7 protein-coding genes are annotated in these 8,488 nt (G+C 71.5%); 1 reads left to right on the top strand and 6 read right to left on the bottom strand.

From position 1 onward, the window contains the following. The 3 genes from GRC12_RS19050 to GRC12_RS19040 all read right to left on the bottom strand — a co-directional run. A partial coding sequence (locus GRC12_RS19050; RefSeq protein WP_208780512.1) for a glycosyltransferase family 2 protein occupies positions 1 to 860 on the bottom strand: 860 nt, incomplete at its 3' end. Beyond that, positions 857 to 1,678, bottom strand: coding sequence for a glycosyltransferase family 2 protein (locus GRC12_RS19045; RefSeq protein ID WP_208780511.1), 822 nt, complete (start codon positions 1,676 to 1,678; stop codon positions 857 to 859). The genes GRC12_RS19050 and GRC12_RS19045, both read right to left, overlap by 4 nt. Before the next feature lie 345 nt (positions 1,679 to 2,023). Next, positions 2,024 to 2,434 (bottom strand): hypothetical protein, encoded by a 411-nt coding sequence (locus tag GRC12_RS19040; RefSeq protein WP_244373276.1) that lies wholly within the window; start codon positions 2,432 to 2,434, stop codon positions 2,024 to 2,026. A 209-nt stretch (positions 2,435 to 2,643) separates the two neighbouring features. Here GRC12_RS19040 and GRC12_RS19035 point away from each other — a divergent pair, with 209 nt between their 5' ends. Further along, positions 2,644 to 3,450, top strand: a complete 807-nt coding sequence (locus GRC12_RS19035) for an SGNH/GDSL hydrolase family protein (protein ID WP_133047232.1) — start codon at positions 2,644 to 2,646, stop codon at positions 3,448 to 3,450. A gap of 3 nt (positions 3,451 to 3,453) precedes the next feature. On the opposite strand, the gene GRC12_RS19030 is transcribed toward GRC12_RS19035, so the two are convergent. The 3 genes from GRC12_RS19030 to GRC12_RS19020 are packed head-to-tail and all read right to left on the bottom strand — an operon-like array spanning position 3,454 to position 8,317. After that, a complete protein-coding gene (locus tag GRC12_RS19030) occupies positions 3,454 to 5,055 on the bottom strand; it encodes a serine/threonine-protein kinase (protein WP_208780510.1) in 1,602 nt (533 codons plus the stop codon). A gap of 44 nt (positions 5,056 to 5,099) precedes the next feature. Further along, positions 5,100 to 6,764: a HoxN/HupN/NixA family nickel/cobalt transporter gene (locus tag GRC12_RS19025; RefSeq protein WP_208780509.1), complete on the bottom strand. Its 1,665-nt coding sequence runs from the start codon at positions 6,762 to 6,764 to the stop codon at positions 5,100 to 5,102. Next, positions 6,761 to 8,317 carry a tetratricopeptide repeat protein gene (locus tag GRC12_RS19020; protein WP_439959897.1) on the bottom strand — a complete coding sequence of 519 codons (1,557 nt, stop codon included), beginning with the start codon at positions 8,315 to 8,317 and terminating at the stop codon, positions 6,761 to 6,763. Before GRC12_RS19020 ends, GRC12_RS19025 begins: the two co-directional genes overlap by 4 nt. Positions 8,318 to 8,488 lie beyond the last annotated feature (171 nt).

Here is an 8,488-nt window from a genome sequence, read left to right as displayed (position 1 = left end):
GCTCCCCCCGGCCGGGCCAGTACGGCGTCCCGCAGCCCGCGTGCCACCCCGGCCGGCAGCACCCGGGTGGTGTACCGGCGTTCGGACTCGAGCCCCTTGTCCGCGCCCACACTGCGCGCCACCAGCGCCTTGGACAGCCCCTCGGCGTAGGCGCGGGCGCAGAAGTACCCGAAGCGCTCGCGCGCCGGGGGCACCCGGTGGTGGATCACCGCCCGGTCGTCGATGAGCAGGACGGCGTCGGGCCTGGCACGGCTGAGCCGGATGCACAGCTCCGTCTCCTCGCAGCCCAGCGGACGCTTGTCGCCGTCGCGTCCGATGCCGGTCGCGAAACCGCCCGCCGCGTCGAACGCCGTACGACGGAAGGAAGCGTTTCCTCCCAGGACGTTGCGCACCCGCACCCGGCCCGGCGGCAGCCCCCGGTAGGTGCAGCCCACCACCCAGTCGAACTCCTCCGGGAACCAGGCCGGACGGCGTCCCGACGCCCAGACGGGCATCGTGCGTCCGCCGACGGCCATCACCCGGGGATCGGTGTAGGCCTCGGTGAAGCGGCGCAGCCAGTCGCGCTCGGCCACGGCGTCGTCGTCGAGGAAGGCGAGCACCTCGCCGCGGGAGGCCGCGATGCCGGTGTTGCGGCCGGCGGACAGGCCACGGGGACCCGCGTTGGGCAGCACCCGTACGTCCGCGGTCTCCTTGTACTCCCTGGTGAGTCGTTCCAGGAGGGTCGGGTTGTGGTCGACGACCAGCAGGGTCTCCAGAGCGGGCCGCGACTGCGCGCGCACCGAGGCGACCGCGGCGAGGATGTCCTCCCAGCGGTCCTCGGTGTACACGCAGATCACGACGGAGACGTCGAGATCGCTCAAGACACCTCTCCCCGCACCGAGTCGAGCATCGGTGAATGGCGTTCCTGCCGGCGCAGCTCACGCCGGTTGGAGCGCTCCTTGAGGATGACCTTCAGCACCCGGAACCCGTCCCGCACGGCGCGCAGATTGCTGGCGCCGTGGATGCGCAGGTACTCGTAGCTGGGGATCTCCTGCACCTTCAACCCGGCCTTGACCACCCGGATGTTGATGAGCGTCTCGATCTCGAAGCCGGTGCAGTCGAGGGAGATCTTGTCCAGGCAGTGCCGCCAGAAGGCGTTGTAGCCGTAGCAGAGATCGGTGTAGCGGGCGCCGAACTTGCGGTTGACGATCGTGCACAGCGCCCAGTTGCCGAGCTTGCGGATGAAGGTCATGTCGTCGGTGCCGCCGCCGTTGGCGAAGCGCGAGCCCTTGGCGAAGTCGGCGCCGGAGACCAGGGCGGAGACGTACGAGACGATCTCACCGCCGTCGGCCGAGCCGTCCGCGTCGACCATCACGATGATGTCGCCGGTGCAGGCCTCGAACCCGGTGATCAGGGCGTCCCCCTTGCCCTTGCCCCGCTGCTCGACGACCTTGACCTTCGGCCACAGTTCACGGGCCACTTCGACGGTGTCGTCCGTGGAGTTGCCGTCCACCAGGACGACTTCGTGTATCCAGTCCGGCAGCGTCTTGAAGACGTAGGGGAGATTCTCCGCCTCGTTCATCGCGGGAATCACCACGCTCACCGGTGGTGCGATGGCCAGATGCGAGGAGATCGGCCGGTATTGGGCGGCGGCTGACGGGCCTTCGCCCGTGGTGGCCGACCGCAGTACGGAACTCATGAGTCTGGTCCCTCTCGTCCGGTGGACCGCCCGCCCCTGGGCGGCCCGGTTTTGTGTCCGGTTCGAAAGGGGGGTTCACGCCTGGGCATGACGAAAAGGAACTCCGTGCACGCCGAAGCGAGCTGGCAGAACTGGCCGTCTGCCGTGACGACGGCAGCCGACCGCGCGGCACGACTCGGTCACAAGTGCGGTCACCGAGCACGGCACCCCCCTACCGCGCCCCGCCCCCGGAAGCCATCGCGGTCCTGAGCCCTCCCCTGGAGCCGCTGAGTGATGGTCCGATGCGGGTGAGATGTACGACGGTATTGACGATTGAGCCTGTATGGCAAGGCCTGAAACCAGGCCTCACCTTTTTGTTGGTTTGACCGTTACACAACTTAGAAGCAGAAGTGCGCAACTGATCACGGTCACGGCAATGATCCCGCCGTGTACGGACCAGCGGTGGACGGCCAACATGCCCTGAGCCACGAGCATGTTCAGGACGACCGCGCCCGCGATGGCGGCGAGTGCGCGGCCGAAGGGTTCCAGCCCGCGCAGCGCGGCCGCGATGGCGGTCGCCGGCGCCGCGAGCAGGAAGAACAGGGTGAGCGGACCGCGCAGCGCGGACCCGGAGTCGACCAGCGCGAGCAGCGCGCCGAACGCCCCCACGGCCGTCGCGGCCCCCGCGAGCAGAGGCGCCAGGTCCCTCCCCGGACCGGGCCCCGCCCGCTGTGTGCCGCTGTCGTCCGACGGTCTCTTGATGCGGATGGTCTGCATTGGCGACTTTGCCCCCCAGCGCGCCGGATGCCGGACTTCAATGTCGCGCAGGCGAACTGGGGGCGTCAAGGCGTGAACAAGGCACACACCTGTTCCCCGCGCTTCCCGTCCGGTGCCCATTGCACCGAAAAGCTTGGCATGGACACTTCCCCTCAACACGCGTAGTTGGTACGCCGGTTATGGCAGAGATCCTGCTAAAGGGAGGTTCCATGAGACGTTCCCGATTTGCCGTCTTCGTGAGCTCGATCCTCCTCGCCGCCGGCACGGCCCTCACCGGGGCCACGGCGGCGCAGGCGTCCCCGCAGGCCGCCGCCACGGGCTATGTGGCCCTCGGCGACTCCTACTCCTCGGGAGTCGGCGCGGGCAGCTACATCGGCTCCAGCGGCGACTGCGACCGCAGCACCAAGGCGTACCCCTACCTCTGGGCCGCGGCCCATTCACCCTCGACGTTCGACTTCACCGCTTGTTCCGGCGCCCGTACGGGTGATGTTCTGGCGAACCAACTCGGGCCGCTCAGCACCGCCACCGGCCTGGTCTCCATCACCATCGGAGGCAACGACGCCGGCTTCTCCGACGTCATGACCACCTGCGTCCTGCAGTCCGACAGCTCCTGCCTCTCCCGGATCAACACCGCGAAGGCGTACGTCGACTCCACGCTGCCGGGCCAGCTCGACAAGGTCTACTCGGCGATCAGCGCCAAAGCCCCGAACGCCCGTGTGGTCGTTCTCGGCTACCCCCGCTTCTACCGGCTCGGCACGACCTGCGTCGGCCTCTCCGACACCAAGCGGAAGGCGATCAACGACGCGGCGGACTACCTGGACACCGCCATCAACAAGGCGGCGGCGAACCACGGCTTCGCCTTCGGTGATGTCCGCACCACCTTCACCGGCCACGAGATCTGCTCCGGCAGCTCCTGGCTGCACAGCCTCAACCTGCTGAGCATCGGCGAGTCGTACCACCCGACCGCCGCCGGCCAGTCGGGCGGCTATCTGCCCGTGCTGACCGGAGCGGTCTGACCCTCACGAGGTCGGTGAGGCGGACGTACTGGGGGAGGCCCCGCCCGTCGGGGTCTCCGCCACACAGTTCAGCGAAAACGGAACCGAGTTGGACGTCGCGCTCACCGGATCGCGCACCTCCACGCTGATCACGTCCTGGAAGGTCCCCTCGCTGTCACGTGTGGTGATGAACTGCCGGTCCTGCCGGGTCTTTCCCCCGCCCGCCGGGAACGACAGCGTCTTCCACCCGCCGGACAACGAGTCGTTCTTCGTCACCCAGCGGTAGGTCACCGTCGCCGGAAGGCGCCCGACCGTCAGCGTGGCGGTGAACGTGGGGGCCTGGGACCTCGACGGCGGGCAGGTCCCCGAGTAGTCGGTGTTCGCCCCCGCCAGCGTGACGCTCACGGACTGCGGAGCCGTCGTACGACCGCTGCTCCTGCTCGGCGACGGACTCGACGCGCCGCCTCCCCGCGTGCTGTCCCCGGCGGTCGGCGAAGTCCCGCTCTCGGTACGGGTCTTGCCCGCGTTGTTCCCCTCTCCGCTGCCGTTGTCGCGGTTGAGCAGCGCGTACGTCAGCCCGGCGATGGCCAGCGCCAGCACGACCACGCCGGCCACCAGGACGACACCGGCCCGGCGACCGCGCTCCGGCGGGGCCGAGGCCGGTGTGGTGCCGGAAGCGGGCGTCGGCCGGGTCCGCGCCGTCGGATACGGCATCGGCGGGGTGGGCGAGGGAGGCTCCGGGAAGGCCGCGACGGTCGGGGCGTACGACGACGACTGCGCCCGGTCCGCGCCCGGCGTGCCCCCGGCCGCGACGAGCCGCAGTTCCTGCTCTGCCCGCTCGGCCGACATCCGCTGAGCCGGGTCCTTGCGCAGCAGTCCCTCGATCACCGGGGTCAGCGGCCCGGCGCGGCGTGGTGGCGGCAGCTCCTCGTCGACGATCGCGCGCAGCGTGCTCAGCGGCGTGTTCTGCCGGAAGGGGGAGTTGCCCTCGACGGCCGCGTACAGCAGCACGCCGAGCGACCACAGATCGGACTCCGGCCCCGGCGTACGGCCCAGCGCCCGCTCCGGCGCCAGGAACTCGGGCGAGCCGATCACCTCACCGGTCATGGTCAGCGCCGAGCTGCCCTCGACCTGCGCGATGCCGAAGTCGGTGAGGACCACCCGGTCGTCGTTGGACAGCAGCACGTTGGCCGGCTTGACGTCCCGGTGCAGCACTCCGGCGGCGTGCGCGGCCCGCAGCGCGGCCAGCACCTCGGCGCCGATGTGCGCCGTCCGCCGCGGATCCAACGGGCCCTCCGCGTCGAGCAGTTCCGCCAGCGAGATGCCGCGGACCAGCTCCATGACGATCCAGGGCCGGCCGTCCTGCGTGGCCACGTCGTACACGGTGACGACATTGCGGTTGGCGACCCGGGCCGCCGCCCACGCCTCGCGCTCCAGCCGGGCGTACAGCCGCTCCACGTCCGCGGTCGGCAGACCGGCGGGAGCGCGCACCTCCTTCACCGCGACCTCGCGGTGCAGCACCTCGTCGCGGGCCCGCCACACCGTCCCCATGCCGCCCTCACCGAGGGGGGACAGAAGGCGGTAGCGGCCCGCGATCACACGTTCCCTGCCAGGTTCTCCGGACACCGACGCCCCCCACGGCATCTGACCTGATTCATTCACAAAGTAGCTCATCCGAGTGCGGATGCCGCCCCCTTGAGGACCAGCCCCGCCCCGAGGGCCACGACGACCAGGGCGGATCCCAGCGGTGCGGTCCTGCGCAGCAGGGCCGCCATGGGGTGCGTGGTCCAGCGGGGGCGCCTGTCCAGCACCCGGTTCATTCCCGTACCCAGCTTCACCACGGCGAACCCGGCCGCGGTGAGGGTGAGGGCGAGCCCGATGCCGTAGGCGACCACGAGCAGCAGCCCGAACCAGGCCTGCCCGAGGGCCGCCGCGCCGACCAGCACGACGACGGCGGAGGGGCTGGGCACCATGCCGCCGGCGAAGCCCAGGAGGATCGTGCCGCGCAGGGTGGGGGCGGTGGAGTGCGTGTGGGTGAAGCCGCCGTGCGTGTGCTCGACCGTGGCGTCGTCGTGGGTGTGGCCGTGGTGGCTGTGGTCATGAGTGTGGTCGTGGTCGTGGTGATGGTGGTGGTGGTCGTGCCGGTGCTCGTGCCCCTGCTGGTGCTCGTGGTGGTGATGGTGGCCGGGATGTTCCGTCGAAGCGGTCGCGCCGGCCGCTCCCACCAGCTCCAACTCCGGTGCGGGCGCCGTTTCTTGAGGGTCGTGATGGGTGTGATGGGCGTGCGGGTGATGCGCGGGCGTGCGGTTGCGCCAGGCCCGGCGTACGAGGTTCGCGCCCGCCAGCAGGACCAGGACTCCGCTCGCCAGGCCCAGCCAGGCGATCACCGAGGGGGTCGCCGCGGAGCCGGCCGTGACCAGGACGCCCAGGGCCACGACGCCGAGGGTGTGGGTGACCGTCACCGAGGCGGCCAGCGGGAGGACGTCCCTGAGGCGGGCCCGGCCGCCGCGCGCCGCCGCCGTGGCCGCCATCAGCGTCTTGCCGTGGCCGGGGGCGAGGGCGTGCATCGCGCCCAGGACGACCGCGATGAGCAGGGCGAGCGCGGCGAAGCCGACGGTGAGGTGGTTGCGGGCGACCAGGTTGTTCAGGTCCTGCGTCCAGCGGTCGGCGCCGCGGGGGAGTATGGAGGCTCCGGGGGCCTCCGACTTCTCCGGGGCCAGCGCGGGGCCACCGGGCCGCACGCGCAGGGTCGCGGACGAGGTGTCGGCGGGGGAGGAGAGCAACGCCTTGGGATAGCTGGTGAGTTCATGGGAGACGGACGTCTTCGGTACGTCCGTCGCGGTGAGCGTCATCCGGTCGCCGCGCGCGGTGATCTCGCGCCAGCCGGGTCCCGTGGTCAACCCGGCACTGTGGAAGCCGACCCGGACGGTCTCGGCCTTGGGCAGCGGTGTCGTCAGCCGGCACTCCACGCGGAGGGTGTGCAGACCGGCCTGGCCCGGGCGCAGACGTGCCCTGCTGCTGTCGACGGTCAGCGCGGCGCTACGGCCGTCCACGGTGACCTTGCTGCCCTCGGCCGCCTTCGCGCACCGCTGCCTCGCCCACTCGGTCATGCCGAGCCGCTCGAGGTCCGGCTTGGCCTGGGTCGCCGGGATCTCGGCGAGGTCCTCCACGTGGTCCACGCGCAGGGTGCCGGGGGCGGCCACCAGGCCGTCGTACCGGTTGACGGTGAAGTTGCCGAGGGGATGCGCGCTCGCGCTGGTGGAAGGGGCCAGCGCGAGCGCGCAGGCCGCCGTGAGGACGGCGGCTGTGGAGGCGAGCAGACGACGACAGCTCACTTTGCCGCCTCCAGGTCCTTGAGCGCCTTACGGGCCTCACGGGCGCCCAGCGGCGAGAAGCCGGGGTTCAGCTTCAGCGCGGCCTCCAGGGAGGCACGGGCGTCCTGCGTGTGGCCGGTGGCGCGTTCGATCACGCCGCGGTGGTAGATGAACGAGGCGTTGCGGTAGCCGGTGGCCGTGGCCTGCCTGGCGTAGGGCAGCGCCTCGGCGTCCTTGCCGTTGACGTGCAGGGCCCAGGCGAGGGCGTCGGCGGTGTGCACGGTGTGGCGGCGGGCCCATTCGGCGCGGGCGGCGCGCAGGGCGGCGGCCCTGTCGCCGTGGTCGGCGGCGGCGAGGGCGGTGTCGAGGTCGGCGTTGACGCCGTTCGCGCGGGCGAGGGCGATCCAGGCGTCGACCAGGGCGTACTGGTCGCAGGCCTTGGTCGCGTCTCCCTTGGCCGCCCGGTCCTGGTACATCTCGCCGAGTTCGACGAGGGGCTGGGGCAGCGGATAGCGGGCGACGACCTGTTCCATGCCCTTGATCGCGGCCGCCTTGTCGCCGGTCGCCCACTGGGCGCGGGCGCGGCCCTCGAGCGCCGGGAGATAGTTCTCGTCGGCGGCGAGGGCGCGGGCGTAGTCGGTGAGGGCGGTGCGGTAGTCGCCCTGGTTCCAGGCGAGCAGGCCCAGTTGGGCGGCGACGTAGGAGATGTCGCCGGGGGTGGTGGAGGTGGCCAGGGCCTGTTCCAGGACCCGCCGTGCCGTCTTCACGTCGCCGCGCAGTTCGTGGACGTACGCGTAGCGGGTGAAGACGGGGACGCCCGGGCGGCGGGCGTCGGCGGTGTCAGCGGCCTTCGAGGCGTCGGCGTAGCGGCCGAGTTCGACGAGGGCGTCGATGCGGGAGGAGAGGGCGTTCTGGCTGTAGGGGTTCTCCTTCAGGATCCGGTCCGCGTAGGCCAGAGCGTCCTTGAAGTCGTGGCGGGCCGCCGCGAGGGCCGCCTGTCCGGTGATGGCCTGCTCGTTGCCGGGCCGCACCTGGAGGGAGCGCTTCAGTGCCTTCTCGGCCTGCGGGTAACGCGAGGGGTCGCCCTTGGTGCGGGCCTGCTCGACGTAGGCGAGGCCGAGGGAGGCCCAGCTGCCGTAGTCCCGTGGCTGGGCGCGAAGTTGGGCCTGCAGGGCGGCGATGCTCGCGTCGATGCTGCCGCTGGAGAGCAGCGCCGGGGAGATGGCGCTGGGGGCAGCCGCGACCGGGGTGCTCGCGGTCTTGTCCCGGATGGCCCCGTAGGCGATCGAACCGGCGGTCAGCGCGACGGCCAACAGCACGGCGGTCCCGCCGAGTTGCACGACCCGCAACCGCCGCCCGGCAGCCGACACCCGCCGCACCGCGGCGACGCGCTCATCCGCGCCCCCGAGTGCCTCGCTCTGCGCCCCCACGGAGGACTCGGCCTCGCTGGGCGACGACAGGGGAAGCGCGGCCTTCTTCGCAGCCGGGGGCTCCCCGTCGCTCTCCGCGGCCGGGATTGGCGTGTCGCCCTTCGTGACAGGGCGCCGCGCGTCGGTCTGCGAGTCCGGGGACATCACGGCACCGCCCGCGGTGAGTGACTGCCCGTCGCTTCCCGAGACCCGGGAAATCACGGTGCCCTTCGCGGTGAGTGGCTGCCCGTCGCCTCCCAAGTCCCCGGAAACCGCGCTGCCCTTCGTCGCATGCGGCTTCGTGTCCGTGCGGCGGTCCGGTGTAGTGGTGACCGG

This window comes from Streptomyces griseorubiginosus (assembly GCF_017614965.1).
In the GTDB taxonomy this organism is placed as follows: Bacteria; Actinomycetota; Actinomycetes; order Streptomycetales; family Streptomycetaceae; genus Streptomyces; species Streptomyces griseorubiginosus_B.
Note: the sequence above shows the minus strand (reverse complement) of the source record. Positions and strands in the feature narration are given on the sequence as shown.

What these genes read in the sequence shown, in the direction of transcription:
- GRC12_RS19045 (WP_208780511.1), bottom strand. Translation starts at nt 1,678, where the DNA reads ATGAGTTCCGTACTGCGGTCGGCCACCACGGGCGAAGGCCCGTCAGCC.
- GRC12_RS19040 (WP_244373276.1), bottom strand. Translation starts at nt 2,434, where the DNA reads ATGCAGACCATCCGCATCAAGAGACCGTCGGACGACAGCGGCACACAG.
- GRC12_RS19035 (WP_133047232.1), top strand. Translation starts at nt 2,644, where the DNA reads ATGAGACGTTCCCGATTTGCCGTCTTCGTGAGCTCGATCCTCCTCGCC.
- GRC12_RS19020 (WP_439959897.1), bottom strand. Translation starts at nt 8,317, where the DNA reads ATGTCCCCGGACTCGCAGACCGACGCGCGGCGCCCTGTCACGAAGGGC.